Annotated in this window: 20 protein-coding genes; 5 read left to right on the top strand and 15 right to left on the bottom strand. The window is 67.3% G+C overall.

Translation table 11 applies throughout. From position 1 onward, the window contains the following. Positions 1–4: 4 nt before the first annotated feature. The 14 genes from ASC87_RS27450 to ASC87_RS27515 form a co-directional block, all read right to left on the bottom strand. The gene (locus tag ASC87_RS27450) at positions 5–1213 is read right to left on the bottom strand and encodes an ATP-binding protein (RefSeq protein WP_056670645.1); all 1209 of its coding nucleotides are present in this window, start codon (positions 1211–1213) and stop codon (positions 5–7) included. A 7-nt stretch (positions 1214–1220) separates the two neighbouring features. After that, complete coding sequence (locus tag ASC87_RS27455) at positions 1221–3863, bottom strand: ATP-binding protein (protein ID WP_056670647.1); 2643 nt, start codon at positions 3861–3863, stop codon at positions 1221–1223. Further along, positions 3860–5479, bottom strand: a complete 1620-nt coding sequence (locus tag ASC87_RS27460) for an ABC transporter substrate-binding protein (RefSeq protein ID WP_200954552.1) — start codon at positions 5477–5479, stop codon at positions 3860–3862. Before ASC87_RS27460 ends, ASC87_RS27455 begins: the two co-directional genes overlap by 4 nt. A 92-nt stretch (positions 5480–5571) precedes the next feature. Next, the gene (locus tag ASC87_RS27465; RefSeq protein WP_200954554.1) at positions 5572–7146 is read right to left on the bottom strand and encodes an ABC transporter substrate-binding protein; all 1575 of its coding nucleotides are present in this window, start codon (positions 7144–7146) and stop codon (positions 5572–5574) included. Positions 7147–7246: 100 nt separating this feature from the next. Continuing rightward, positions 7247–8821, bottom strand: coding sequence for an ABC transporter substrate-binding protein (locus tag ASC87_RS27470; RefSeq protein ID WP_200954556.1), 1575 nt, complete (start codon positions 8819–8821; stop codon positions 7247–7249). Between the two features lie 93 nt (positions 8822–8914). After that, positions 8915–10084 carry an ATP-binding protein gene (locus ASC87_RS33995; RefSeq protein ID WP_056670653.1) on the bottom strand — a complete coding sequence of 390 codons (1170 nt, stop codon included), beginning with the start codon at positions 10082–10084 and terminating at the stop codon, positions 8915–8917. Between the two features lie 184 nt (positions 10085–10268). Continuing rightward, on the bottom strand, positions 10269–11705 hold the full coding sequence (locus tag ASC87_RS27480; protein WP_369820803.1) for an aldehyde dehydrogenase family protein: 1437 nt from the start codon (positions 11703–11705) through the stop codon (positions 10269–10271). Between the two features lie 61 nt (positions 11706–11766). Next, entirely contained in the window at positions 11767–12936 is a 1170-nt protein-coding gene (locus ASC87_RS27485; RefSeq protein ID WP_056670656.1) for an MFS transporter, read from the bottom strand. Between the two features lie 39 nt (positions 12937–12975). Further along, complete coding sequence (locus ASC87_RS27490; protein WP_056670659.1) at positions 12976–13608, bottom strand: hypothetical protein; 633 nt, start codon at positions 13606–13608, stop codon at positions 12976–12978. Between the two features lie 4 nt (positions 13609–13612). Then, on the bottom strand, positions 13613–15100 hold the full coding sequence (locus tag ASC87_RS27495) for an aspartate aminotransferase family protein (protein WP_056670662.1): 1488 nt from the start codon (positions 15098–15100) through the stop codon (positions 13613–13615). Positions 15101–15135: 35 nt separating this feature from the next. Beyond that, the gene (locus ASC87_RS27500) at positions 15136–15777 is read right to left on the bottom strand and encodes a class II aldolase/adducin family protein (protein WP_056670665.1); all 642 of its coding nucleotides are present in this window, start codon (positions 15775–15777) and stop codon (positions 15136–15138) included. Continuing rightward, entirely contained in the window at positions 15774–17393 is a 1620-nt protein-coding gene (locus ASC87_RS27505) for an FGGY-family carbohydrate kinase (RefSeq protein WP_056670669.1), read from the bottom strand. Before ASC87_RS27505 ends, ASC87_RS27500 begins: the two co-directional genes overlap by 4 nt. A 1-nt stretch (position 17394) precedes the next feature. Beyond that, entirely contained in the window at positions 17395–18273 is an 879-nt protein-coding gene (locus ASC87_RS27510; protein WP_056670672.1) for a TorF family putative porin, read from the bottom strand. Between the two features lie 29 nt (positions 18274–18302). Then, positions 18303–18725 carry a DUF2147 domain-containing protein gene (locus ASC87_RS27515; protein WP_056670675.1) on the bottom strand — a complete coding sequence of 141 codons (423 nt, stop codon included), beginning with the start codon at positions 18723–18725 and terminating at the stop codon, positions 18303–18305. Between the two features lie 120 nt (positions 18726–18845). Here ASC87_RS27515 and ASC87_RS27520 point away from each other — a divergent pair, with 120 nt between their 5' ends. Continuing rightward, a complete protein-coding gene (locus ASC87_RS27520; RefSeq protein ID WP_056670677.1) occupies positions 18846–19544 on the top strand; it encodes a TetR/AcrR family transcriptional regulator in 699 nt (232 codons plus the stop codon). 42 nt (positions 19545–19586) lie between these two features. Here ASC87_RS27520 and ASC87_RS27525 read toward each other — a convergent pair whose 3' ends face one another. After that, positions 19587–20924, bottom strand: coding sequence for a TolC family protein (locus ASC87_RS27525; RefSeq protein WP_082569029.1), 1338 nt, complete (start codon positions 20922–20924; stop codon positions 19587–19589). Positions 20925–21061: 137 nt separating this feature from the next. Between ASC87_RS27525 and ASC87_RS27530 the strand changes: the two genes are divergently transcribed. From ASC87_RS27530 to ASC87_RS27545, 4 genes are all read left to right on the top strand, one after another. Continuing rightward, positions 21062–21619: a TetR/AcrR family transcriptional regulator gene (locus ASC87_RS27530; RefSeq protein ID WP_056670680.1), complete on the top strand. Its 558-nt coding sequence runs from the start codon at positions 21062–21064 to the stop codon at positions 21617–21619. A gap of 20 nt (positions 21620–21639) precedes the next feature. After that, a complete protein-coding gene (locus ASC87_RS27535) occupies positions 21640–22749 on the top strand; it encodes an efflux RND transporter periplasmic adaptor subunit (RefSeq protein ID WP_056670684.1) in 1110 nt (369 codons plus the stop codon). After that, positions 22746–25850 (top strand): efflux RND transporter permease subunit, encoded by a 3105-nt coding sequence (locus ASC87_RS27540; RefSeq protein ID WP_056670687.1) that lies wholly within the window; start codon positions 22746–22748, stop codon positions 25848–25850. The genes ASC87_RS27535 and ASC87_RS27540 overlap by 4 nt, the downstream gene beginning before the upstream one ends. A 113-nt stretch (positions 25851–25963) precedes the next feature. After that, entirely contained in the window at positions 25964–26656 is a 693-nt protein-coding gene (locus ASC87_RS27545; protein WP_157604413.1) for a MipA/OmpV family protein, read from the top strand. The last annotated feature ends 5 nt before the right edge of the window (positions 26657–26661 follow it).

The following is a 26661-nucleotide window of genomic DNA, read 5'->3' on the forward strand; positions in this document are numbered from 1 at the left end:
TGGATCACACCTCGACGCCTTGTGGAATGAGCACCCGCACGAGGCTGCCGCGCGGCATGTCCGGCACGAATTCGATGCTGCCGTGGTGCCGTTCGACCACCCTCCGCGCAATGTACAACCCGAGACCCGCGCCGGTGGTTGCCCGCGTGTTCGTGCCGCGCGTGCCCTTGTCGAACACACGCGGCAGCAGTTCCGCGGGAATCCCGTCACCCTCGTCCTGCACCTCGAAGACGATCGCCAGCGGATCCTCGGAATCGCAGATGCGCAACCGCACCGGCGACCCGGGTGGCGAGTAGGCCAGCGCGTTGAACAGCAGGTTGCTCAGCGCCAGGCGCATCAGGACCGGCTGCAGCTGCACGGTGCGCGCCTCGGTCAACGACTCGATCGCGACACGCGGACGGTCTTCCACCGCGATGTCGCGGAAAACCAGGCCGACCAGCGTGTGGAGGTCGGTGTCGACGATCACGTCGCCGGCACCGGAGGTCAGCAGGGTCGCTGCGGCCAATGCGTTGTTGAGCGTGCCGATGACGTGGTCCAGCACGTGTTGCGCGCGTGCGAGCGGCGTGCGCGCGCCCGCCACAGGTTGGCTGCCCGAGGCGGCAATGGCCGACGAAGCACTCTCCAAGGCGGCGGACGCATTGTTCAGCGGCTGCCGCACCTCGTGGGCCAGCATCCGCAGCATGTCCTCGCGCTCGGACAGCATCTGGTCTCGTTCCTCGAGCAACCGGCGAAGCCCCTCCGAGACGCCCTCGGCCTTCAAGCGCACCTCCTTCTCGATCGCGAGTTCCTGCGTGCGCAGCAACTCGCGTTTCATCGCCTCCTCGGCCTGCCGGCGTCCGATGGCGTAGCGGATCGCCCGGAGCAGCAAGGGGCCGTCCACCTGCGCCTTGACGAGATAGTCCTGAGCACCTGACTCCAACGCCTTGACGGCGACGTCCTCATCGGTCAACCCGCTCAGGACAACGAGCGTGGGCACGGCACATCCTTGCGCGAACAAACGCTGCACCGTGGCCAACCCCGTGCTCTCGGGCAGGCCGAGGTCGAGGAGCACGACGTCGATACCTCCCCCGTGCAGGCGCTCCACCCCCGCGGACAGGCCGGTCACCCAGGTCAGCTCGAATGCCCATCCCTTGGCCTGCGCGAGCAGGCTGGTGATCCTGCTGGCGTCGGCAGGGTTGTCTTCGATCAGCAGAATCTGAAGCGGCTGGGTCATGGTGTGTTCATCGGCGTGTTTCGGGTTCCTTGAACTGCATCACCAGATCGAGAATGGCCTTGGGCTGGAACCGGTCCGCCAAGTCGCGGAGCCGGCGTGCGAAAGGCTCGTAGGCAGGGCCCAACGCGGCGAGATGGTCTGCTTGCGCCCGGATGCTGCGCATGTCGCCGATCTGGGCCAGCCGGAACAGGATTTCGATCTCGTGCGCGGGGGGCGGCACGAGGGGCGCCGCCGCTTCGGCAGCCACTGGTTTCGATGCCTCCGCGATCCAGGTCAGCTTCAGCAGCGCGCCGATCACGTCGAGCAGGTGCGCCAGGTGGATCGGCTTGGCGAGGAAGGCGTTGGCGCCGGCGGCCAGGTGGTGCTGCTGGTCCACCGCCGCGGCGCTGGCTGACACGGCAATGATCGGCACGCCGTCGAGCGCCGGCAGTTGGCGCAGGCGCTTGGTTGTCTCGAGGCCATCCATCACCGGCATCACGCTGTCCATCATGATCAGGTCGGGTCGTTGCACTTGCACCTGCTGCAGGCACGTCTCGCCATTGTCCGCCTCAGCCATCTTGAAGCCAAGGGGAGACAGGAAGTCGATCAGCAGCTGGCGGTTGGCAGCAACGTCATCGACCACCAGCACGGTATTGCGCCGGCCCTGGTAGCCGATCGGGCGTGGCCGCTGGGACGGCATCGTGCGCTCGCGCTCGATCGTGGCCGTGGGCAGGTCCATGTCGATCCAGAAGCGGCTGCCAGCGCCGTCGCGGCTCTCGAACTGGATGTCGCTGCCCATCAGACGCACCAGCTGGCGACTGATCGACAGGCCCAACCCGGTACCGCCGAAACGGCGTTGCACGTTCGCGGCCTGCTCGAAGGGCTCGAAGATGCTCGCTTGCTGGGCGTCTGGAATGCCGATGCCGCTGTCTTGCACTTCAAAGCGCAGGCGCACGCCAGTGGCACTCGCGCCCAGGGTTCGCACCCGCAGGGTCACTTGACCCCGTTCGGTGAATTTCACCGCGTTGCTCAACAGGTTCAGCAGCACCTGGCGCAGTCGCTTCTCATCGACACACACCACCTGCGCGACGCCGGGCTCGCCGTCGAAGTTGAACTGCAAGCCTTTCTCGTCGGCCTTGACCTTGATGATGTCCGTGATGGCGCGCAGGAATTCCGGCAGCGTGACCGGCTCCGCGTGCAGCTCGACCTTGCCGGCCTCGATCCTCGACAGGTCCAGGATGTCGTTGATCAGCGTCAGCAACTGCTCCCCGCCTTGCTGGATGATCCCCAACCCGCGGGCCTGGTGCTCGTTGAGCTTCGGATCGGCGAGCAGGATCTGCGCGAAGCCGAGGATGGCGTTGAGCGGCGTGCGCAGTTCATGGCTCATCGTGGCCAGGAAGGTGCTCTTGGACCGATTGGCCACGACGGCGGCATCCTTCGCCCGCTGTGCATCCGCGAACACCGTCTCCAGGTGCGCGATGGTTTCGGCCAGCCGCTGGGTCATCGTGTTGAAGCTCGTGGCGAGCACGCCGATCTCGTCTTGCGACGCCACTTCCGCACGGGCCGAGAGGTCGCCGGTGGCCACGCGCTCCGCCACGCCGGTCAAGCGCTGCACCGGCCCGACGATGCTGCGGCGGAACACCAAGGCCATCGCGACGCCGAGTGCGACGGCCACCAGTCCGCCGATCAGGGTCTGCGCACGAACGTCGTACAGGCTTTTCCGGGCCCGCGCCAGTTCGCTCCGCAGTTGAGCCTGCTGCCGCGTGGTCAGCTTGGCGAGCAAGCCGATCATGGCCTCGGCCTGCGGGGCGACCTCGGTGCGATACAGGAACAGGTCTTCGAAGGCCTTTTCGCCGTTGAGGATGCCGATGAGTTGCAACGCGAGGTCCGCCACGAGCGCCCGGTAGCGGGCGATGGCATCGAGCCGGGTGCGCTGCTCGGCCGAGAATTGCGGGCGTTTGGCCAGAAGCGCGTTCCAGACCGCGGCATTGGTTGCCAGCTGCGGGCCGTAGGAGAGCTTGAAATTGAGTTCGCCGGAGGTGGCGTAGGCCATCAAGTTGGTGGCCATGGCATCGAACGAGGTCTGGAAAGCCAGCAGATCCGACATCAGGCCGCGGTTCCGCGGCGAAGCGTCACGGGTCTTCTGCAGGCCGATGATGGCATCGATCTCGTCGAGGATCCGCACCCGCAGCGCCTGCAGGTCGACCCGCGCGATGCGAAGCGCGGGGCGATTCTTCAGCGGGTTGTCGTGCAGGTCGAACAGCTGCTGGGGCAGCGTGACCCAACGTTGGTAGGTCTGGGTGAGTTCGGTGAGCCACTTCGCCTCATCGGCTTCGGGCCAGCTGCGGGACATGGCCTGCAGCGAGGCCAGGCTCTTCTCGAACTCGTTCCGGGCGCCATGGTATTGCTCGATGTCCAGCGGATCGCTGAGCACCAGGTAACCGCGCACGTGCAGCTGCATCTTCAGCAAGCTGGCCTGCGCCTGTTCCGATGCGATCCATGCCGGACCGCGCACCTCCTCGGTGAGAACGATGTCATCCGTCGCGTTGCGCCCCGCCACGAAGGCCAGCAAGACGACCATCAGCGTGACGGCGGCCAAGGCAGCAAAGGCCAGCGTCAGTTTGCTGCCCACCCCGAGGGGCATGATGCGCCGTACGCTGCGCACCGTCATGGCAAACCGAGCGCGCTCCGGTACGCGCGCCGCTGCGCGTCGCGCCCGACGCGCAGGGTAATTTCCTCGAAGTCGACGGCGGTGGCCCTCAGCGCCGCGTCCGGACGCACCTGGCCCGACACCGCTGCCGCCAGATGCAGGTTGAACGCCTGCAGATAGGTGTACGTGCCGGGAATTCGCAGATAAGGAAGCTGGAGCGGGTTGCTGAAGTTGACGAAATAGGCGTGCAGATAGTCGTGTACGTCGGCCTCGTTCCAACCCGCTTTCAGGTAGTCGCCGATCTTCGCGTTGCCGTCCGGGGGCAGGAAATGAAAGCGGCGTCCGGGATCGATGCCGTCCCAACCGCGCGCGGCATAGACCTTCGACTTCTCCATCGTCGCCATCAGGGCAAGCAGGTAATAGGTCGCCTCGGGAGACTTCGAATACCTGGAGATCACGCCGGCCCAGGACCCGCCCGTGGTATTGCCGACCCAATTGGGCGGATCGCTCTTCACCCACCGGCGTTGCGTGACATTGAAGTACTCCGCAACGCCCGGCAGGTGCGCCACACCGACCTTGCCCTTGACCTGGCTTCCCTCTTGCTGCGCCAGCGCCCCGAGGTCCCCCCAGCTGAAGGTCAACGCCGCACGACCCGACAGGAAGTGATCCCAACTCTTGCCGGACTCCCAGTTGAGCATCTCGCGCGGTCCGAACTGCACCAGGTCGACCAGCACTTCGAGCGCGCGCACGTGGCCAGGACTCTCGATCAGCGGCCTCATGTTTTGTGGGTCGAACCAATAGCCCTTGGGATTGGTCGGGCCGATCACGAAGGCCGCCGACAACGACATGAAATGGAACATTCCCTGGTTGCCGGCCTTCAGCGCCAGGGTGAGCCCGTGGTCAGGCACACGGTCCCCGTTCAGGTCGCGGCCATTGAAGTACTCGGCAATGTCGCGGAACTGGGCCCAAGTCGTGGGCACGTCGAGCGCATGGCCGTACTTCCGCTGGAAGTCTTGCCGATGCTGCGGATCGGCCAGGAGGTCCCGGCGGTAGTACATGACCTGGCCGTCGTGGTCATTGGCAACCATGTACTTCTTGCCGCCATAGGACAGCAGGGCTTGCGGGGCGGGGAGCACGTCATGGATGTTCCACGCCGGAAAGCGCGGGTCGTGGAGGTACCGGTCGTAGGAGACGACATGATCCCCCGCCACCAACTCGCCCAGCCACCATGCGCTCGCCAGGAGCGCGTCGTATTTGCCGGCACCCTTGGTCACGTCGGAGTAGAAGGTTTCGAAGAGGTCGAGGGGACGCACCTCGACGATCTTGAGCGTGGCCCCGGTCGCGGCCTCGAACTCCTCCTTCAACTCCGGAACGGACACGGCGACCACGCTGTGCGGCAACAGCAACGTCACGGTCTTGCCTGCGAACGGGCAACTGCCGGGTTTGCAGGGCGGCACCACCCGCGGCGGAACGATGTCGTTCGGCTTGACCACGGTGACCGCGGAACTCCTGGGCGGCTGCGCGTCCGACGCCGCCGGTTCGGCGGCCGCCCAGATCGGGACGGCCAGGAACAGCCCGAGAACCCCGATCCACCTGGTTTTTCGGCCCTCGTACATCGGTTCGTGCGCGGTCTGCATAGGTTTAAGTCAATTCATGGCAGCGATCTGCAGGGTGCTGGCGCCGAACCCTCAAGCACTGATGCATCGAAAATCAAGCCTGGAACACTGCACTAGAACTCCATCGACGCCCGGTAGGCGTGCCGCTGCCGATCGCGCCCGAGACGGATGGTGATTTCCTCGAAGTCGATGGCAGTCGCCTTCAGCGCAGCCTCCGGACTCAGCTGCCCGCGCACCGCTTCCGCCAGGCGGATGTCGAGCGCCTGCCAATAGCTGAAGGCGCCAGGAATGCGCAGATAGGGGAACTGGAACGGGTTGCTGAAAGTCTGGAAATAGGCATTCGTGTAATCGCGGATGTCGGCTTCGTTCCACCCGGCCTTCAGATACGTCTCGATCCGCCCGGTGCCATGGGGCGGCAGGAAGTGATAGTAGCGCCCGAGGTCTAGGCCGTCCCAGCCGCGCACCGCGTACACCTCGGACTTCTCCTTGGTGGCCATCAGTGCCAGCAAGTAATAGGTGGCTTCGGGTGCTTTCGAGTACTTGGAAATCACCCCCGCCCATGAACCACCCGTGTTGTTGCCCACCACATTGACCCCTTCGGTCTTGACCCATCGGTGCTGCACCAAGCTGAAGTATTCGCGGGTTCCCGGCATGGGTGCCGTGCCGATCCTGCCCTTGACCTTGCTGCCTTCTTGCTGGGCCAAGGCCCCGAGGTCACCCCAGCTGAACGCCAGTGCGGCGCGACCGGTGAGAAAGTGATCCCAGCTTGTTCCCAGGTCGGCGGTGAGCATGTCCTTCGGCCCGAATGGCACCAGGTTCACCAACGTGGAGAGCGCCTGCACATGGCCCGCACTTTCGATCAATGGCTTCATGGTCTGCGGATCGAACCAATAGAGCTTGGGGTTGTCTCGCCCGATCACGAAGGGTGCCGACAAGGACATGAAGTGGAACATGGCCTGGCCGCCGGCCTTCAGGGCCATCGTCACGCCGTTGTCGGGAATGCCGTCCGCATTGAGGTCCTTGCCGTTGAAGTATTCGGCGACGTCGTGGAACTGCGCCCAGGTGGCAGGCACGGTCATCGGGTAACCGTACTTCCGCTTGAACGCCGCCTGGTGCTGCGGATCGGACAACAGGTCTCGCCGGTAGTACATCACCTGGCCGTCGTGGTCGTTGGCCACCATGTACTTCTTGCCCCCGTAGAAGAGCAGGTTTCGGGGGGCTGGCAACACGTCGTCGACGTTCCACTTGGGAAAGCGCGGATCGTTGTAGTACTTGTCGTAGGACATGATGTAGTCGCCGGCCACCAGGTCTCCCACCCACCAGGCCCCGGCAATCGACGCGTCATACGCGCCAGCACGGCTGCTCGCATCGGAGATGAAGTTCTCGAAATGCTCGTTGTGTGGGGCTTGGACGATCTCGAGCGTGGCGCCGGTCGCGGCTTCGAACTCCGCCTTCAACTCCGGGATGGCATGGGCAATCGTGCTCTTCGACACGATCACCGTGACCTTCTGGCCCGCAAACGGGCATTTGCCGGGCTTGCAGGGCGCCACCACACGCGGCGGAACCACGTCACCAGGTTTGACCACGCTGGCATCGACCCCTGGTTGCACCTTGAGTTTCCAGCCCTCGCGGCGCCCGTTCGACCTGGATTCGGGTTGATCGGCCGCAACCGAGATGGAGGCGAGCAAGAGCCCGATCACCCCCCAGGGCCACCGGATCCTCCCATCCTTGCCAGCGCGCGCGTGGCAAGGGCGCGCACCGGAACGGGTGCCGTTGAACACTCGCATGCTAGAACCCCAGCGAAGCGCGGTAGGCCCGCCGTTGCTGGTCTCGCCCGAGGCGAATGGTGATTTCGTCGAAGTCGACGGCCGCGGCCTTCAACGCCACCTCCGGCGTCAACTGCCCCGCCACGGCCTCCGCCAAGTGCACGTCGAGCGCCTGCCAGTAGCTGTAGGTGCCCGGAATGCGGAGATAGGGAAACTGCAGCTTGTTGTTGAAGTTCTCGAAGTACGCATGCAGGTAGTCCCGCACGTCGACTTCATCCCAGCCTGCGTCCAGGTAGGTCTTGAGCTGCCCGCTGCCGTCGGGTGGCAGGAAGTGGTAGGTGCGCCCCGGATCGATGCCATCCCAGCCGCGCACTGAGTACACCACTGATTTTTCCTTGGACGCCATCAGCGACAGCAGGTAGTAGGTGGCCTCCGGCGCTTTCGAAAACTTCGAGATGACACCCGCCCAGGAACCACCGGTGGTATTGCCCACGATGTTGGGCTGCGCGGTCTTGACCCACGCGCGCTGTGCCACGCTGTAGTACTCGGTGGTACCGGGCAGCGGCGCGGAAGCGATCTTGCCCTTGATCTTGCTGCCTGGCTGCTGCGCCAGAGCGCCCAGGTCGCCCCAGGTGAAGGTCAGTGCGGCACGTCCCCCCAGGAAGTGGTCCCAGCTTTGGCCGAGGTCCCAGTTGATCATGTCCTTCGGACCGAACTTGACCAGATCGACCAGCGCCGACAGCGCACGCACATGGCCCGGGCTTTCGATCAGCGGCTTCATGTCCTGCGGATCGAACCAGTACATCTTGGGATTGTCGGGTCCGATCACGAATGGCGCCGAGAACGACATGAAATGGAACATGCCTTGGGCACCGACCTTCAGGTGCATGGACAGCCCGTGATCCGGCGTGGTGTCGCCGTTGAGGTCCTTGCCATTGAAGTACTCGGCCACATCCCTGAACTGGGCCCAGGTCTTGGGCACGTCCAGCGGATAGCCGTACTTCTGCCGGAACGCCGCCTGGTGTTGCCGGTCGGCCAGCAAGTCGCGCCGGTAGTACATGACTTGGCCATCGTGGTCGTTGGCAACCATGTACTTCTTCCCCCCGTAGGAAAGCAGGCTGCGCGGCGCAGGCAGGATGTCTTCGACGCGCCATTTCGGGAAGCGCGGATCGTTGTAGTACTTGTCGTAGGGGATGATGTAGTCACCGGTCACGAGTTCACCCAGCCACCAGGCCCCGGCATACGCGGCGTCGTACTTGCCGCCCCGGTTCGTCAGGTCGGAGATGAAATGGGGGAACAGATCCTGGTGGGAAAGCTGCACCAGATTGAGCTTCGCGCCGGTGGCCTCCTCGAACTCACGCTTCAATTCCCCGAGCGCGCCTTCGTTGGATTCCTTCACGATCAGCATCGTCACGCTCTGGCCGGCGAACGGGCATCGCCCGGGTTTGCAGGGGGGCACGACCCGCGGTGGAACGATGTCACCGATGGCCACCGTCGACGTCTTGTAGGCCTCTCGCTTCTTGGGCGGTTCCGCCGCCAAGGCGGTCACGGCGAACGCCGCGGCCAACATCGCCATCCAACTCGTTCTTCCGTTCATGGAGTGCTCCTGTCAGTTTCCCGGCGCGCCGCCCTTGGCGATCCATTCAAGACCGACAGGCAGCGCATGCCCCATGGTCAGACATGATCGTCATCATGATCCATCGTCCGGGGTACGAGGGATCGTGAACCTGAACACCGATCCCTCCGAAGGGACCGACTCCACCCAGATGCGGCCGCCGTGCCGCTCGACGATCTTCTTGCACAGCGCCAGGCCGATGCCCGTTCCAGGGTACTCGCGGCGGCCATGCAGCCGTTGGAACAGCACGAAGATGCGTTCGAAGTACTCGGGCGCGATGCCGATGCCGTTGTCGCTCACCACGAAGCACCAGCCCGCATCGGTGCGCTCGGCCTCGATGCGCACCTCCGGCCGCAGGTCGCCACGGAACTTGATCGCGTTGCAAATGAGGTTCTGGAACACGTGGCCGAACTGCGTGGTGTCGGCCATCACCACCGGAAGCGGGCCTCGCGTGATGCGGGCGCCACTTTCGTCGATCGCCACGCGCAGGTCGGAGATCACCGTATCGACGAGGGCCGCGCTGTCCGTGGGCGCGAGCGGACGGGCCTTGGTGCCGACGCGCGAGTAGGCCAGCAAGTCGTTGATCAGGTTCTGCATGCGCTTCGCCCCGTCGACGGCGAAACCGATGAATTCGTCGGCCTCGGCGTCGAGCTTTCCCTGGTAGCGGTCCGCCACCAGTTGCAGGTAGCTGGCTACCATGCGCAGCGGCTCCTGCATGTCGTGCGACGCCACGTAGGCCAGCTGTTCGAGTTCGGTGTTGGAGCGCTGCAGCGCCTCCTGCGTCTGCTCGCGCGTGGCGATTTCCTGCAACAGCTGGGTGTTCTGCGCTTCCAGTCGAAGGCGCAGTGAGCGCAATGCCAGGTGGGTGCTGATGCGCGCCAGCACTTCAGCGCCATTGATCGGCTTGGTCACGTAGTCGACCGCACCGACTTCGAAGCCGGTCAGCTTGTCGGCCGTGTCGGTCAGCGCCGTCATGAAGATCACCGGGATGTCGCGCGTGCTCTCGTTCGCCTTCAGGTGACGACACGCCTCGAAGCCATCCATGCCCGGCATCAGCACGTCCAGCAGGATCAGGCTCGGTTGGACAAGCAGGGCGCGCTCGATGCCCTCCTGGCCGCCCTGCGCAACGACGGTGCGGTAGCCATGGTTTTCCAGGTGCCGGCCCACCACCTCGAGGTTGGCCGGGACGTCATCGACGATGAGGATCGTCTTTGTGCCTGATTCCGTTGCCTCGAGCGAGCGCATTCACAACTCCATCCACAAGCCCTACACCCCAGTCTAGACCTCCTGCATGCCCTTGGAACCTGCCACGAACCCTTGGCGTACACCCGGCCTAGGGGGGGCATCGCTCCCCTTCCCTCGGTCCTCGCGAGGGATTTGCGTCGCGCGACAAGATTGTGTGAATAGCCTGATGGCCCTTGCGGCGACGTCAGATCCACCCCAACGCCTGGACCAGCCTCCTGCCCAGCCCGGTCTTCCACCCCGTGTAGGGCGGGTAGAACAGGCTCACCAGCGTCATCCGCCCCGCGGCCAGCACCGCGCGCTCGTGCGAGAACGCTTTGAAGCCGAACACGCCGTGCGCACTGCCGATGCCGGAGTGGTTCACGCCGCCGAACGGCAGCCCCGCATGCGCGTACTGCTGCATGCAGTGATTGACGCAAACGCCGCCCGAACTCGTCTGCTCGATCACCCGCGCAGCGGTACGCTTGCGTTGGCTGAACAGGTACAGCGCCAGCGGCTTGGGCGCGGCGTTGACGCGGTGGATCACCGCGTCCAGCGTATCGAATGTCTCGATCGGCAGCACCGGGCCGAAGATCTCCTCGCTGGCCATGCGCGCCTCGGCCGGCACATCGCCGAGCAGCGTGGGCGCTACATAGCGCGCCGCGGCATCGTGGGCACCGCCGGCCAGCACGGTCGCGCCGCGCGCATGCGCGTCGTCGATCAGTGCACCCAGGCGCCCGGCATGGCGAGGGGTGATCATGCGGGCCAGATCGGGGCTGGCAGCGACGGCCGCATCGCTCGCGCCGTAGCGCGCTTCGATCGTCTCCCGGCAACGCTGCACGAAGCGCTCGCGCACACTGCGGTGCACGAACACGTGGTCCGGCGCAACGCAGGTCTGGCCGGCGTTGGTGAGCTTGCCCCAGAGGATCAGATCGGCTGCGCGCTCCACATCGGCCGTCTCGTCGACGATCGCCGGCGACTTGCCGCCCAGTTCCAAGGTCACGGATGCCAGGTGCTGCGCAGCGGCCGCCATGACGATTTTCCCGACCGCCGGCGAGCCGGTGAAGAACACATGGTCGAAAGGCAGCGCGAGCAGGTGCTGCGCGGTCGCGGCGCCGCCCTGCACCACGGCGATCTCGGCTGGGTCGAACACCTCGGCGATGAGTTCGGCGACCACTGCGTTGACGTGCGGCGTGAACTCCGAAGGCTTCAGGATGACCGTGTTGCCCGCCGCGATGGCCGACACCAGCGGCCCCAGCAGCGTGTTCACCGGGTAGTTCCACGGGCCGATGATCAGGCATCGGCCGCGCGGCTGGCAGAGCACGCGGGCCGTGGTGCCGAGCGTCGTCAGCGTCGCGGCCACGCGCCGTGGACGCATCCAGCGTGCGAGATGGGAGATCGCGTGTCGCGCCTCGTCGGCCACCGGCAGCAGCTCGGTCAAGTCGACCTCCAGCGGCGGTTTTCGCAAGTCGGTCTCGAATGCTGCCATCCAGGCCTCGCGCCGCTGCAGCAAGGCGTCGCGCAGCCGCCTCAGCTTGTGGATGCGCTGCTTTGCCGTCGACTCGCGCAAGGCGAGCGCGGTGGGCGCCTGGCGCTCAAAGAGGTGCTGGATCAGTTGAGGTGTCGTGTCGTCGATGGGCAGCAAGGCAGGCCTTTCTGGAGAGCCGACGAGGCACCGGCGATCAGGACCACCTTGCCGCGGATCGTCATCGCGCGCCCGTCATGATGGGTGACGCGCCGCTGCGCCGCGTCACCAGCAGCAGCACCGCTGCGGTGATCGCGAACCCGGCGCTGAGCAGTGGTACCGCCGCTGCGTTCTCGCCCTCGACGATGAACGACGCCGTCAGCGGTCCGAATGCGCTGCCCAGCAGCTGCGCCGCCGGCACCAGCCCGGCCAGGCGCCCGCTGGCATCGGCGCGGAATGCCAGCCCGATGTGGAACGGCAGCATGAACAGCCAGACGAAGCCGAACAGCGCGCAGCCGATCGCGAAGTTGAGCATGTTGCCGCCCGGCAACTGGTGAATCGTGGTCGTCACGGCCGCCAGCACGATGGAGCATGCGGCCAGCGTCGGCGCCACGGCCAGGCGCCGCACCGCGAACGAGGCCACGCTGCCGCCCACCACCTGCATCGCCAGCACCGCGGCGATCAGCGTTTGCGCGCCGCGCGCATCGAAACCGGCGGCCTTGCCCAGCGGTTCCAGGTAGGCCCAGAACGAGCCCAGCGTCGCGAGCTGCAGGAACACGACCGCCAGCGGCAGCAGCGTCGCCATCGACCAGCGAAAGCCCGAGAGCGCTGGCGGCGCCAGTGGCGCGAGCCGTTCGGGCTGCCCGAACGCCAGCAGGCACGGCAGCAGCGCGAGCACGCCCAGCGCCGCAAAGCCCCCCTGCCAGCCCCAGTGCGGGATGACCACGTTGGCCAGCAGCGCACCGAGCGCCGCCTGCGCAAGGGTCTGCGCCACGAAGAAGATGCCGGCGACGCGCGGCGGGTTCGCCGTGCGCACGACGACCCCGGTCGCGCCCCAGATCAGCACGCCTTCGGCCAGGCCGGCGGCCGCGCGCACGGCCGTCATCGCCCCATCGCCGGTGGCCAGCAGCGTGAGCAGGTCCAGGCCCGAGGCGAGCAGCGCGGCGACGATCGTGATGAGCCGCAGGCGCGACCACGGCAACAGCGCGTCGCCGAGCACGACGCCGAGGCCGAGCGTGACGATCTCGGCCATCGCGACGATGCCCACGCCCTCGAGGCTGACCTGCTTCGCCTCGACGAGTTCGCCCAGCAGGATGGGCTGGATGCCCACCATGAGGACGCCGATGGTGCCGACGGCCAGTGCAGCGGCGACTTGCCGGGAGGTGATTTCCGGGGCGTGGTTCATCGACATGTGCGGCTTCCCTGTTTTCCTGCGTTGCGTGATCCGGTTTCAGTAACCCTTGGTCTCTTCGGGCAGCAGGCCTTGCGCGAAGCGCTGCTTGGCGCGCTGCTCGTCCTTGTGGAGCCGGCGGTTGGCGACCAGGCGCACGATCCAGGGCAAGGCACGCACGGGCCCGCCGCCCGCCACCGCCAGCACATAGGCCTTGGCACATTTCTCGAACAGCTCGGCGTTGAGCGCCAGCCGCATCGCGGTCATGCCCAGGCACACCGGCCGGCCCTGCACCATCAGCACATTGCCGCCCTGGCGCAGCGAGGGCGCCACCTCGTTCAACGCCGCGGCAGCCGGCCCCATGGGCCCCAGGTGACGCGCCTGTTCGTCGAAGGCCTGTGGCATCGCGCCGCCGAAGTCCGCGAGGCAGCGACCGAACGCTGCACCGCCCACGGCAATGGCGCCTGCATCGGCGCGCGCGCCGTAGGCCGCGGCGTGGACCTGGCTGTCGCCGGCCGCCGCGCCCAGCGGCACCCGCCGTGGTGCCGTGTCGGTTGCGAGGCCGAACCACATCGCGTCGCCTGCCGGGATGCGCAGCGACAGGCTGGCGCGTTCAGTCGCCAGCAGCTGCTTGGCCTGCAGCCGCTCGCGCAAGTCCAGCCAATGCTGTCGGAGCAACGCTTCGGTGGTCATCGCGTCAGACCAGCTTGAACACGTCTTCGAACCGGTTGAGCGCGTCATCGATGACCTCGTCGGTGTCGGCCAGGCTGGTGTAGACCCGGCTGCCGGCCAGCGTGATGAGGCCATGCGCAGTGTAGGCCGCACCCATCTCCTCCATCATGTGCCTGCGCTGCCTGGCCTCGTTCTTGACCCGCAGCAGCTTCAGGATGTTGCTCGTGTCCAGCAGCAGCACGCCGGAGGTCTGCAGGTGCACGATCGAGCCCAGGTTGTAGGTCACGTACGGCAGGCCCAGGCGCGCGATGATGGCTTCAAGCCCCTGGCACAGCCGGTCGCCGGCACGTCCGGCCACGCCCGCGGCGTCGGTGCGCTTCGCTTCGAGCAGCGCGTGGTAGCCGGCCACGCACGACAGCGGATTGGCCGAGAGCGTGCCGCCGACGAAGGCGCGCCGCGCCGTCGTGCCGATGCCACCGACCAGCAGCATCATCACGTCCTTGCGGCCGCCGATCGCGCCCGCCATCGGGTAGCCGCCGGTCAGGCACTTGCCGAGCACGGTGAGGTCGGGCGAGACGCCGAAGTAGGCTTGCGCGCCGCCCATGCCGATGCGAAAACCCGTGACCACCTCGTCGAAGATCATCAGGGCGCCGAATTCGTCGCACAGCGCCCTCACCTGCCGGTTGTAGTCCGGGTGCACCGGCCGCGTGCCGCTCTCGGGCCCGAGCGGTTCGAGCAGCACCGCCGCCGTGCCGCCGCGCAGGCGGTTGAGCTGCAGCTTGCGGCGCAGCGCGTCGAGGTCGTTCGGGTTGCACTCCTGCGTGTTGCCGGTGGCACCACGCGGGATGCCGACCGCCTCCATGCGCCCAGTGCCGGGCAGCCTCATGCCGTAGACGAGCTGGTCGCTCCAGCCGTGGTACGCACCGCCCACCTTGATGATCCACTTCTTCTTCGTGTAGGCGCGCGCCAGGCGCACCGCACCCATCACCGCCTCGGTGCCCGAGCCGAGCAACCGCACCATGTCGACCGCGGGCATGGACTGGCACACCAGCTCGGCGAGCTTGACCTCGTACTCGTGCAGCAGCCCCGTGACCGGGCCGCACGAGTCCAGCACCTCGTTGACCTTCTGGCGCACGACCGGGTGGTTCGAGCCCAGCAGTGTCGGGCCGCCGGCCTGCAGGAAGTCGATGTAGCGGTTGCCGTCCACATCGGTCATGTGGGCGCCATCGGCCTTCGTGATCGCGAGCGGGAACGGGTGGTTGAAGGCCAGGTTGTGCTGCACGCCACCGGGGATCACGGCCTTGGCCCGCTCGGCCAACCGCTTCGAGCCCTGGCAGCGGTCGTCGAAGTAGCGCATCACCTGCGGCATCTTGTCCGCACGAATGGGCCGCATCGGCTGCTTGACCAGGTCGTCGAAGCGGCGGTAGAGCTTGTCCACGTCGGGCCAGGCCGAGATGGCAGGACGCGGCGGGGTCGCCGACGCGGCGATGTGGACGGGTGCGAGGTTGCTCATGACGTGGGTGAAGTTCGTGAGGTGAGAGGGATGGATCAGCCCGCGAGTGCGTCCGTGACGCGTCGCAGGGCCGGCTGCCTGTGAGGTTGCTGCTCGGCACGCGCGGCGATCAGCCGCGTCAGGTGCGTGCGCGCCAGCGTCTCGAGGTCCTCGACCGCCTGCAATGCCGCCGAGGTGCTGGGGCCACAGCACAGCGCCCCGTGGTTGAGCATCAGGTAGGCGTTGATGTCGCCACGCAGCTTGCGCGCCAGCTTGGACGACAGCCAGCTGGAGCCCGAAGGCGCGTAGCCAACCATCGGCACGCGCACGCCCAGCGAGCGCTGGAGCGCGCCGGGTGGAACCTCGAGGTCCCGACCCAGCAGTGCGCAGGCGCTGGCCACCGGCTGGTGGGTGTGGATGCTCGCCTGCACGTCGGGTCGTGCGCGCAGCACGCGCGCATGCAGGCCGCTCTCGACCGACGGTGCGCGTTCGCCCTCGAGCGGCACCAGGTCCGACAGGCGCAGCACGCAGACGTCGGCCGCGGTCATCGTCAGGTAGTCGGTGGCCGAGGGCGTGACGGCGATGCGCGTCGCATCGATGCGAAGCGCGATGTTGCCGCCGGTTCCGGAGAAGTGACCGCGTTGCGACAGCTCGACGCACAGGTCGACGACAGTCTGGCGGATGGGCAATGTGGTCATGCAGCGGCTCCCTGCGGCGCGTTGAGTCGGTGGTACAGCGGCGCCAGGCGTGTGCGGACCTCCTTGAAGGTCTCGAATTTGTCGCCGTACAGGCGGCGCAGCGCGCTGGTCGGTTCGTAGGTGCGGCGGGCCTGGCGCAGGTAGCCCAGGTCGGCAAAGCGCAGCGCGCCGATGCCGACGCCGGCGATGAAGGTGGCGCCGATCGCGTTGGCCTGGATCGGGCTCATGAGCTGGCGGATCGGCTGGCCGGTGACGTCGGCCATGATCTGGCACCACACGTCGGACTGCGCGCCGCCGCCCACCGCGGTGATGGTGCCGGCATCGCGGCCCAGCAGGCGCGCGAATGGCTCCAGCATCCAGCGCGTGTTCAGAGCCACGCCCTCGAGGAAGGCGCGGAAGATGTCTTCGCGCGAATGCTCGAGCGACATGTTGAGGAGCCCGGCACGCAGGCGCGGGTCGTCGACCGGTGTGCGCTCGCCGAGCAGCCAGGGCGTGTAGATGAGGCCGCGCGCACCGGGCGGCACGCGCGCCGCGATCTTGTTCAGCATCTCGTAGACCGCGGGGTGCTCTTCATCGCTGGCCAGCTCGTCGGGGTGGTAGAGGATGCGGTCGCGCAGGAACGAGAGGTTGGCGCCCGCCGTGGACTGCAGCGCCATCGCGAGGTAGCGACCGTCCACCGCGCAGGGCACGGCGGCGATCTTGTGGCGCACGTCGGTCTTCATGAACGGCACATGCGCGCCCAGCCAGGACGAGGTGCCCAGGTACAGGTGGGTCTCGAAATCGCCGACTGCCGCGCCCACGGCGACCGCCGAGTTGTCCACGGCACCGGCAACGACCACGGTCTTCGGGTCCAGGCCGAGGGCCTGCGCCACGTCCGGCAGCACAGGGCCGAGGATGTCGGTCGAACGCACGATCTCAGGCAGCTTCGAGGCATCGATGCCCAGCAGCCGGATCAGGCCGGCGTCGTAGCGCACCTGGTGCGCATCCCGGTTGTCGGTGACCCAGGCGGTGAGTATCGAATCCTGTGTCGCGCAGAAGCGGCCGGTGAGACGCAGGTTCAAGTAGTCGAGCACGTTCAGGAACTTGTGCGTGCGCTCGTAACGCTCGGGCTCGTGATCGCGGATGTACGCCATGTGCCCGGCCGAGTCGCGCCCCGACAGCGACGGCGCGCCGCCGGTCAGCCGCAGCCAGCGCCACAGCTTCAGCGGCCCGTAGCCTTCGATGTTCGGGCCACGCCCGCGCACGCGGCGCGCCATCGCCGCCGCGCCGCGCGAGTCGAGCCAGGTCAGCGCGCGCCCGAGGGGCTGACCATGGCGATCGGCGCACACCGTGCCTTCGGTCTGCGTGGAGCAGCACACCGCGACCACGCGGCCGCGCAGGCCGGCATCACCGGCGAGGATCTCGCCGGCGCTCTCGAGAAAGGCCGTCCACCAATCCTGCGGTTCCTGCTCGGCCAGCGCGCCCTGCACGTGCAGCTTGACCGCGCGGAACGCCCAGGCCTGTACCGTGCCGTCCAGCGACACGAGGGCGCACTTGCAGCCCGAGGTGCCGAGGTCCACGGCGAGCACGAGGCGTGCGTCGACCCCTGCAGGCCCGGTGTCGGGCGATCGATGCATGTCAGAACCGTCGCGAGATCGAGACGACGAACTTGTTGTCGTCGGTGGCGCGCAGCGCGTCGCCGTCCTGCGCCAGGTACAGCTCCCGGACGCGGGTGTTCGTGGTCACCCAGTCCGCGTTCCACTCGAAGCCCCAGCGCTTGTGGGTGACGCCGATGCGGTAGTCGGAGAAGTTCGCCTCCCTGAAGTGGGCGATCTTTTGATAGCCGGCGTGCAGGTTCAGCGTCGTGGTCGGGGTCAGGTTGTACTTGTAGTCCAGGTCGAACAGCCAGCTGCCGCGCGAGCCGTGGTCGCCGCGCGCATAGCATTCGAGCGCCTGGGTCGGGTCGGGCATCAGCGCGAGCATCGTGCCGCACACACCGCCGGTGTCCGCGCCGCGGTAGGTCTTGGAGAGCACATGGAGGACGCGCCCCTCGAGCTCGCCGTAGCCGATCTCGACCACCGCGAAGGTGCTGTTGTATCGCGTGGTCTGGAAGCCCGTCGGCGTGCCGGTGGTCATGTCGAAGCCGTGCGGCGCCTCGAATTTCGCGCCGGGGAAGAGCTCGGTGGCGAGGCCGGCGCCGAAGTGCCAGCCCTCGGGATCGCCAAAGCGGTAGCCGCCCGCCAGCGTCATGCCCAGCCCGGCGCCATCGAGGAACTGCTTCTTGCTCACCGACGAGAACTCGACGAGCCCGATGAGCCCGCTTTCGTGGACGGCCTCGATGCTCAGCTTGGCACCCGGGCGGTTCAGCGAATCGGAGATGCCGCGCGTGCGTTGGTCCGACGTGATCTTGACCTCGGGGTCGATGGCGAAGCTGGCCGTCTCCTCGGCCAGCGTGGGGACGGCGGCGGCGGCCAGCACCATGCCGGCGGCGAACGAAAGTGGGCGAAGCGAAGGCATGGGTCTCTCCATGAGGGTGGTGGGCGGGATCAGGAGTGGCACGCCGGCGAGGCCGGGATGGCAGGCACGCGCTTGAGCTGCTCGGTCTCGCCGAGAACCTCCACGCCGATGAAGGCGCGGATGAAGAGGTCGCCCGACTTGACGCGCACGACGCCCTTGTATTTCTTCTTGTCGCGCGGGTCGTAGATCCAGCCGTCGCGCCAGGCGTCTTTCTCGTACCGCTGGAGCTGGGCGATCTGCACGCCGCAGGTGTCGGCCGGCGTGCCTGCGTCCTTGTCCCAGACGATGCGTCCGCACAGGGCGCCCGGCGCATCGGCGCAGGCCTTGAATTCGATCACCGCGTCGCTCTGCGCGGTCATCCACAAACCTTTGGCGTCGTCGACGCCCGCGGCGCGGGCCGGCGCGGACAACAAAAGAAACGCGGCAGGGATCAGGGCAAGAACGGTCTTCACGGTGCGGTGCCTTTCGTTGCGAGACGATGCGACAAGAACCCGTCGCATTTAGGTAGTCATGGCTAGTGTATAGTCATCACTACTGTTTCGTGTCAACAAACTTTGCCCGGACAATCCCTGATGCCGCCCACCCCTCGCCCGATGCCGCCGACCCGCAAGCCCCCGCCCTCACTGGCCACGAAGAAGCAGCCGGCGCAGCAGCGCGCCACCGAAACCTACGAACGCATCCTCGACGTGACGGCGCAGACGCTGGCCGATGTCGGCATCGAGCGGCTGTCGACCAACCTGGTGTGCGAGCGGGCCGGGCTGTCGCCGCCGGCGCTGTACCGCTACTTCCCGAACAAGTACGCGCTGCTGTCCGAACTGGGGCGGCGCCTGATGAAGCGCCAGAACGAACGGGTCGATCACTGGATCACGCTCGAGGTCTTCAGCGGAGGTGTCGGCGCCCTCGAGGCCGCGCTCGAGGGGTTGATCCTCGACACCTACGAGGCGACGGTGCAGACGATGGGCGGCGTGTGGATCATGCGGGCCCTGCGCGCCGTGCCGGCACTGCAGCAGGTGCGGCTCGACTCCCACGCCGCCGTCACGCACGAGCAGGCCACGCTGTTGGCCAAGGCGCTCCCGGGTGTGAGCCCGGCCGAGCTGGTGCTCGTCAGCCGCATCGTCGTGGAACTGATCTACGCGACGGTCGAGATGATCTTCGACGAGCCGCTGGACGTGAAGGCGGTGGCGCGCACCGTGGCTGGCATGCTGTCCAGCCATTTGACGAGAATCAGGCCCGGGGATGGCCGGGCCGTCGAGTCTGTCCGGGCCCCGTAGGAAGCCCGGACCGCGGAAACTCCGCGCAAACTCAGCGCAGGCTCAAACCGCGCCGGCAAACGCGCGCCGGATCGAAACCGCCGCAACCCACCTCGCGCCACGTGCCTGCAGCAACGCGTCTTGCGCGCGCAGGCGGCTGCGACGCACGTCCAGCACGGTGTTCAGGTCAGTCAGTCCCGCTTGAAACAGCCGCTCGCTTTTGGCGGCGGCGTCGGTGCTGGCGATCATGGCCTGCTCGAGTTCGGCCACGCTGGCCTCCGATGTGTTCAGTTGCGTGAAGGCCACCTCCACGTCGGCCAGCGCACCGAGCATCGCCTTCTCGTATTCGGCCATGGCCTCCTGGGCGCGCGCCTCGTGGATGGCAATGTTGGCGCGGATGCGGCCGCCATCGAAGATGGGCAGCGAGAGCGACACACCATAGCCGACCACCAGGGTCGTCGCCGCGTCACCGCCCTGCACGCGCAGGCGTTCCTTGCGCCCGGCCCAGTCGATCTGGATGCGCGGATAGAGATCGGTCTTGGCCACCCCCACACGTGCCGCCGCCGCCTCGACCGCGAGCGCGCCGCGCTTCACGTCGGGCCGGCGCTCCAGCAGTTCGGCCGGCAACGGGGCGGCAGGTGCCGCGACGCCGTCGTTGCCCCAGCCTGCCCACGGCGCGCCGGCGGGTACTTGCACAGCCCCGACCAGCACAGCCAGCTGCCTTTGCCTCACCTGCAATGCACCGTGCAGTTGCGCTGCATTCGCCTTCTCCTGGCGCAGCTCGCTCGTGTAGCGGTCAATGTCGAGCGAGCCGAGCTGGCCGGCGTCGAAGCGGCGGCGCGCCACCGCGATCTGACGCTCCAGTGCGGCGACGCCCTCCCCGGCCACCACTTCACGGCGCGCAAGCGCCTGGAGCTCGACGTAGGCCGTCGCCACTTCAGCGGCCAGCGCGATGCGCGCGGCTTGCTGCGCCAGCTCGGCCCCTTGCGCATCGTGCGCCGACGCCGCACTCGCCAGCGCCTTGCCCGAGAAGACATCGAGCTCCCAGCTGGCGCGAAAGCCGGCGTACGCCACGTCGGCCTTCGGGTCGGCGCCCGAATCGCGCCCGCGCGTGGCACCCGCCACCAAGCCGAGCTGCGGCAGGCGGTCGGCGTCGCTGCCATCCGCCAGCGCGCGGGCTTGTGCGACACGGGCCGCCGCGACACGCAGGTCACGATTGGCCTGCAGGGCGGATTCGACCAGGGCGTCGAGCTCCGTGCTGCCGAAGTCGGTCCACCACGCATCGGTTCGCTGCGTGGGCGCATCTGCCGCGGCCTTGCCCCCGCTCCATTGCGCCGGCAGATCAAAGGACCGTGCAGGCAGCGAAGGCGGCGTGGCGCAACCGAGCAGCGTTGAAAGCATCAGCGTCACTGCGGCAAGGCCCGCTGGACGGCCCGGAGTTCTGTATTCGGTGTGAGGCATTGGAGGCTCGGGTGGTTGACGAATCGATGAAGCAAACTGTACTATACGTACAGTACAGTATCAACACCGAGGTACCCATGCCCAACACCACCTCCCCTCGCGGCAGCTCACGTGAGAAGCTGCTTGAAGCCGCTGGCGACCTGATCTCGCTCAAGGGCGTTCACGACCTGACGCTCGACGCCGTGGCCGCCGCGGCTGGTGTCACCAAGGGCGGCTTGATCTACCACTTCAAGACCAAGGATGACTTGCTCGGCGCACTGGTCGAGCGAATGATCGAGCACCTGGATCAGCGCAGCCGCGCCAAGGCCGCCAAGAGCGGCGCCACCAAGAGCGCATTGCTGCTCGCATTCATCGACGATACGTTCGACATGTCGCCCAGCGAGAGGCAGCTGTTGACCAACCTGCTGTCTGCGGCGTCGAGCTACCCGCATCTGCTCGGACCCGTGCGAGCGGCATTCATGCGGACGTACGGCGAGTTGAGCGACACCGGCAAGGATGCCGGCCTGGCGCTGGTGCTGGCCGTCGCGATGGACGGCATTTCATTGGTCGAGCTGCTCGGTCTCCACCAGTTCACCAAGCGCCAGCGCGACGTGATGCGCAAGACGCTGAAAGAACTGATCGCCCAAGTCGCCTGATCACGGTCCAAGAGTCTTCCATGCCCAAGATGCCTTCCCACGCGGTGGCTGCCGCCGCCCTTGCCGCCCTGCTCGCCGGTTGCAGCCAGCCCGCCGCCCCCCTCGTCCAACCCCCTCGTCCCGTCAAGGTCGAGGTCATCGGCAACGCCTCCGCCGATGCGCGTGAGTCTTTCGTCGGGACGCTGCGCGCGCGCCAGCGTTCGGAACTCGGTTTCGAATCGCCCGGGCGCATCGCCACCGTCCTGGTGGATGTCGGCGACCATGTGCGGGCCGGCCAGGTACTGGCTCGCCAGGACGATGCACCCGCGCGCTGGCGGCTCGACAAGGCCGAGGCCGACCGTTCCGCTGCGGCGGCCGCGCTGGCCGAGCGCACCACGCAGTTGCAGCAGCACGAGTCGCTGGCGAAGGAACGCATCGTGTCCGCCACCACGCTGGAATCTGCGCAGACTCAGCACCGCGTGGCCGTGAGCCAGATGCAAGTGGCGGAAGCGGCGCTCGCGCTGGCCCGCCGTGACCTGCTTCAGACCAGCATCAAGGCACCGTTCGATGGTGAGATCGTTGCGCGCTCGGCCCAGCCGCACAACGACATCGGTGCCGGCCAGCCGGCGCTGCAGATCGAGGCCGGCGGTGCGCTGGAAGTCGTGGCCATGCTGCCCGACACCGTGGCTGCGCGCCTGGTTCCCGGCGATGCCGCCACCGCGAGCAACCCGGACCTGCGCCCGCTGCCGCTCAAGCTCGAGCGCGTGTCCGCGCGCAGCGAAAGCGGATCGCTGGTGCAAGTGACCTTCCGCATCGAACGGCCGGCGAAAGGCCTGCGCAGCGGCGGCGTGGTGTCCGTCGAGCTGCCGCGCACAGGGCCGAGCGCCGTCTCGGTGCCCGTTGCCGCGGTGGTGTACGGCGCCGAAGGCCGCCGCAATGCGAGCGTGTTCGTGCTCGACACGGTGAAGCAGCAACTCATGCGCCGCGGCGTCGAGCTGGGCGACGCGGTACTGCCCGATGGCCGCGTGCCCGTCATGGCAGGCCTCGCCCGGGGCGACCAGGTCGTCGTGGCCGGCGCCGCCTTCCTCACCGAAGGCCAGAGCGCTGTCATGCACGAAGCACAGACCCTGCTGCTCGGGGGCCGGCCGTGAAGCTCACTGAATCCGCACTGGGTGCAAGCCGCCTCATCTTCTTCGTCGCCGCACTGGTGCTGGTGGCGGGCATCTTCAGCTTCCTCAAGTTCCCGTCGCAGGAGGAGCCTTCGACGACGATCCGCGACGCCATGATCTTCGTGGTCAACCCCGGCCTGCCGGCCGAGCGCATGGAGCAACTGGTGGCGCGCCCGCTGGAAGAGCGGCTGCGCGAGCTGCCCGAGCTCAAGCATGTGGTGAGCACGGTGCGCACCGGCAACGCCATCCTGCAGGTCTCGATCCACGAAAGCTATGCCGACCTGCAGCCCATCTGGCAGAAGGTGCGCGCCAAGGTCGCCGAGGTGTCGCCGCAGTTCCCGGCCGGAACGCTGCCCGTGTCCATCAACGACGACTTCGGCCGCGTGGCCGTCGCATCGATCGCCGTCACGGCGCCCGGCTTTTCGATGAGCGAGATGCGCGAGCCGCTCAAGCGCCTGCGCGACCGCCTGTATGACCTTCCCGGCGTCCAGGGCGTGAGCTTCCACGGCCTCCAGGACGAGCGCGTCTACATCGAATTCGACCGCGCCCGCCTGGCCGGCCTGGGCCTGGGCGCTCCGGCCGTGCTGCAACAACTGCAACAGCAGAACGTCGTTCTCTCGGGCGGCCAGGTGGTGCTCGGCGACATCAACAGCGCACTGATGGCTTCCGGCGAGATTGCCTCGCTGGACGCGCTGCGCGAGTTCGTGCTCAGCCTGCCCGATTCGGGCGGCCGCAACGGCCATGCCGTGCGCCTGCGCGATATCGCCAGCATCCGCGTGTTGCCCGCCGATCCGCCGGATTCGGCCGCCGTCTACAAGGGCGAGCCTGCCGTGGTGCTGGGGGTGTCGATGCGCGCGGGGCAGAACGTGCAGGCCTTCGGCCGGACGCTGAAGGCGCGGGTGGCGGAACTGCAGCAGATGCTGCCGGCCGGCTTCACGCTCGACTACGTGACCTTCCAGGCCGACGCCGTGGAACGCGAGATGGGCAAGATGAACCGCGTGCTGGCCGAGACCGTCGTCATCGTGATGACGGTGGTGGTGCTGTTCCTCGGCTGGCGCGCCGGCATCATCGTCGGCAGCATCGTGCCGCTCACCATCCTGGGCACGCTGATCGCGATGCAGGCGCTGTCCATCGAGCTGCACAACGTGTCGATGGCGGCAATCATCATCGCCCTGGGCCTGCTGGTGGACAACGGCATCGTGATCGCCGAAGACATCGAGCGGCGGCTGGCCGCTGGCGAGTCGCGCCGCGGCGCCTGCATCGACGCGGGCAAGACCCTCGCGATCCCGCTGCTGACGTCCTCCCTCGTCATCATCTTCGCGTTCTCGCCCTTCTTCTTCGGCCACACCTCGATCAACGAGTACCTGAGGCCGCTGGTGGTCGTGCTGGCCCTGGCGCTGCTGGGCTCGTGGCTGTTCTGCCTGACGGTGACGCCGCTGCTGTGCTTCTACTTCATGAAGCCTTCGCATGCCGCGGCGCAACACGAGCCATCCACGGAAAGCGTCTTCTACCGCAGCTACCGCCGCGTGATCGGCGCCGTGCTCGACCACAAGGCCCTCTTTCTCGCGGCGATGGCCGCGCTTCTCACCGGCGCGATGCTGATGCTGGCATCCGTGCCGGCGGGCTTCCTGCCAAAGTCCGACCGGCCGCAGTACCAGATCTCGATCGAACTGCAGCCCGCGAGCGACTCGCGCCAGACGCTGGCCAAGGTGCGCGACATCAGCCGCTGGCTCAGCGACCAGCAGGTCAACCCCGAGATCACCACGAGCATCGGTTACGTGGCCGACGGCGGACCTCGCATCATCCTTGGCCTGACACCGCCCTTGCCGGCTTCACACATCGGCTACTTCACGGTCAGCGTGAAGAGCAAGGACGACCTCGACCCGGTGATTGCCCGCACCCGTGCCTGGCTCGCCCAGGCGCACCCCGAGTTGCGCGCCGAGGCCAAGCGCTTCTCGCTGGGCTCCACCGACTCGGGCACGGTGGCCTATCGCATCAGCGGCCCCGATGAAGCGACGCTCAAGACACTCGGCGAGCGGATCAAGGCTTCGTTGCAGCAGGTGCCGGGCGTGGTCGACGTGCGCGACGACTGGGCCAACCGCGTGCCTCGCATCGACGTGCAGATCGACCAGCCCAAGGCGCGCGCGCTCGGCGTGACCAGCGAGGACGTCGCGACCTCGCTGGGCGCGCGCTACACCGGCATCGACGTGTCGATGCTGCGTGACGGTGGAACGCTCGTGCCGCTCATCGTGCGCGGCTCGGAGGACGAACGCCAGCACCCCGAGAACCTGGGCAACACGCTCATCTACCCAGCGACCGGCGCCTCACCCGTGCCGCTGTCGGCGGTGGCGGTGGTATCGCTCACGTCCGAGCCTTCGGTGATCAGCCGCCGCGACCTCGCGCGCACGCTCACGGTGAGCGGCCGCAGCGAAACCGGGACCGCGCAACAGGTGGTCGACCTCCTCGCACCCGCGGTGGCGATGCTCGAGCTGCCGCCCGGATATCGCATCGAGCTCGGCGCCGAGATCGAGGATGCGGCCGAAGCGAACGAGGCGCTCAGCCAGTACCTGCCGCACGCCGGCGTTGCGATGCTGGTGCTCTTCATCTGGCAGTTCGGCTCGTTCCGCAAGCTCCTGCTCATCCTCGCCATCATCCCGTTCGCCATGATCGGCGTGGCGCCTGCACTCAAGATCGCCGGCGAGCCACTGGGGTTCATGGCCAACTTCGGGCTGCTGTCGCTGGCCGGCATCATCGTCAACAACGCGGTGTTGCTGCTGGAGCGCATCGAGGCCGAACTGCATGCCGGCAAGAGCCCTCGCGAGGCGGTGGTCTCCTCGGCAGTGCAGCGCCTGCGCCCGATCGTGATGACCAAGCTCACCTGCGTCGCCGGGCTGGTGCCGCTGCTGTTGTTCGGCGGGCCGCTGTGGTCTGGGATGGCGGTCACGATCATCGGCGGCCTGCTGCTCGGCACCCTCGTGACATTGGGTTTGGTGCCGGTGCTCTACGAGCTGCTGTTCAGCGGCACGCTGGCGCGCTGGCTGGTTCGCAAGCGTGAACCGCAGCCCATCACCACCGCCGCGTGAGCGGCCCGCCGGCGCCTTCCTTCATCCGATCAACCCTTCGGCTTCCTGAACGAAAGACCTTTCCAGTGAACCTCGTCATTTCTCCTGCGCGCATCTGCGCATTCACAGCCGCGATGTCACTGCTTCATGTCAATGCGGCATGGGCCGCCGAGGCCGCGCTGTCCGGCGACCTGGGCATCGGCGCCTCATGGTCGCAAAGCCAGATCCGCGGCGAGCGCGAGAGGACCAGCGCGATGCCCTATCTGGACCTCGAGTACGGCCCGGCGTTCGCCCGCGTGGACACCTTCGGCGTGAAGGTGCTTCCGGTCGCCTACGGCCACATCGAGGTCGTGGGCCAATACCGGCACGATGGCTACAAGGCCGCGAACCTTGGCAAGCGCCAGGACTCGTTGCCCTTCGGTATGGGCACGCTGCAGATCACGCCCATCGGCGCCTTCGACGTGCGCGTCTATCACGACTTCGGCAAGTCCGCCGGCACGCTGTGGCAGGCGCGTTATCTCGCCGAGCTGTCGCTCGGGCGCGTGACGCTGTATCCCGAGATCGGCGCCGAATACCAGAGCCGCCGCTACACCCGCTACTACTACGGCACCACCGAAGCGGATGCGGCAACGCTCGCGCGCAACTACCAGCCCGGCTCGGCTGTCAACGTGTTTGCCGGCCTCCTGATCGATACCCGCATCACGCAACACTGGTACACCCACCTCTACGTGCGCCGCACCGTGGTCGGCGATTCGGTTGCCGACAGCCCGCTGGTCCGCGGAAAGGGCCGCAACACCGCGCTGCTCGCGGCCGGGTATCGGTTCTGAACGAT

Origin of the sequence: Rhizobacter sp. Root1221 (genome assembly GCF_001425785.1) — a bacterium.
Taxonomy (GTDB): domain Bacteria; phylum Pseudomonadota; class Gammaproteobacteria; order Burkholderiales; family Burkholderiaceae_C; genus Rhizobacter.

Bases quoted from the DNA above. Each gene is read 5' to 3' on its own strand.
- ASC87_RS27450 (WP_056670645.1), bottom strand. From the start codon at position 1,213: ATGACCCAGCCGCTTCAGATTCTGCTGATCGAAGACAACCCTGCCGAC.
- ASC87_RS27455 (WP_056670647.1), bottom strand. From the start codon at position 3,863: ATGACGGTGCGCAGCGTACGGCGCATCATGCCCCTCGGGGTGGGCAGC.
- ASC87_RS27460 (WP_200954552.1), bottom strand. From the start codon at position 5,479: ATGCAGACCGCGCACGAACCGATGTACGAGGGCCGAAAAACCAGGTGG.
- ASC87_RS27470 (WP_200954556.1), bottom strand. From the start codon at position 8,821: ATGAACGGAAGAACGAGTTGGATGGCGATGTTGGCCGCGGCGTTCGCC.
- ASC87_RS33995 (WP_056670653.1), bottom strand. From the start codon at position 10,084: ATGCGCTCGCTCGAGGCAACGGAATCAGGCACAAAGACGATCCTCATC.
- ASC87_RS27485 (WP_056670656.1), bottom strand. From the start codon at position 12,936: ATGTCGATGAACCACGCCCCGGAAATCACCTCCCGGCAAGTCGCCGCT.
- ASC87_RS27490 (WP_056670659.1), bottom strand. From the start codon at position 13,608: ATGACCACCGAAGCGTTGCTCCGACAGCATTGGCTGGACTTGCGCGAG.
- ASC87_RS27495 (WP_056670662.1), bottom strand. From the start codon at position 15,100: ATGAGCAACCTCGCACCCGTCCACATCGCCGCGTCGGCGACCCCGCCG.
- ASC87_RS27500 (WP_056670665.1), bottom strand. From the start codon at position 15,777: ATGACCACATTGCCCATCCGCCAGACTGTCGTCGACCTGTGCGTCGAG.
- ASC87_RS27505 (WP_056670669.1), bottom strand. From the start codon at position 17,393: ATGCATCGATCGCCCGACACCGGGCCTGCAGGGGTCGACGCACGCCTC.
- ASC87_RS27510 (WP_056670672.1), bottom strand. From the start codon at position 18,273: ATGCCTTCGCTTCGCCCACTTTCGTTCGCCGCCGGCATGGTGCTGGCC.
- ASC87_RS27520 (WP_056670677.1), top strand. From the start codon at position 18,846: ATGCCGCCCACCCCTCGCCCGATGCCGCCGACCCGCAAGCCCCCGCCC.
- ASC87_RS27525 (WP_082569029.1), bottom strand. From the start codon at position 20,924: ATGCTTTCAACGCTGCTCGGTTGCGCCACGCCGCCTTCGCTGCCTGCA.
- ASC87_RS27530 (WP_056670680.1), top strand. From the start codon at position 21,062: ATGCCCAACACCACCTCCCCTCGCGGCAGCTCACGTGAGAAGCTGCTT.
- ASC87_RS27535 (WP_056670684.1), top strand. From the start codon at position 21,640: ATGCCCAAGATGCCTTCCCACGCGGTGGCTGCCGCCGCCCTTGCCGCC.
- ASC87_RS27545 (WP_157604413.1), top strand. From the start codon at position 25,964: ATGTCACTGCTTCATGTCAATGCGGCATGGGCCGCCGAGGCCGCGCTG.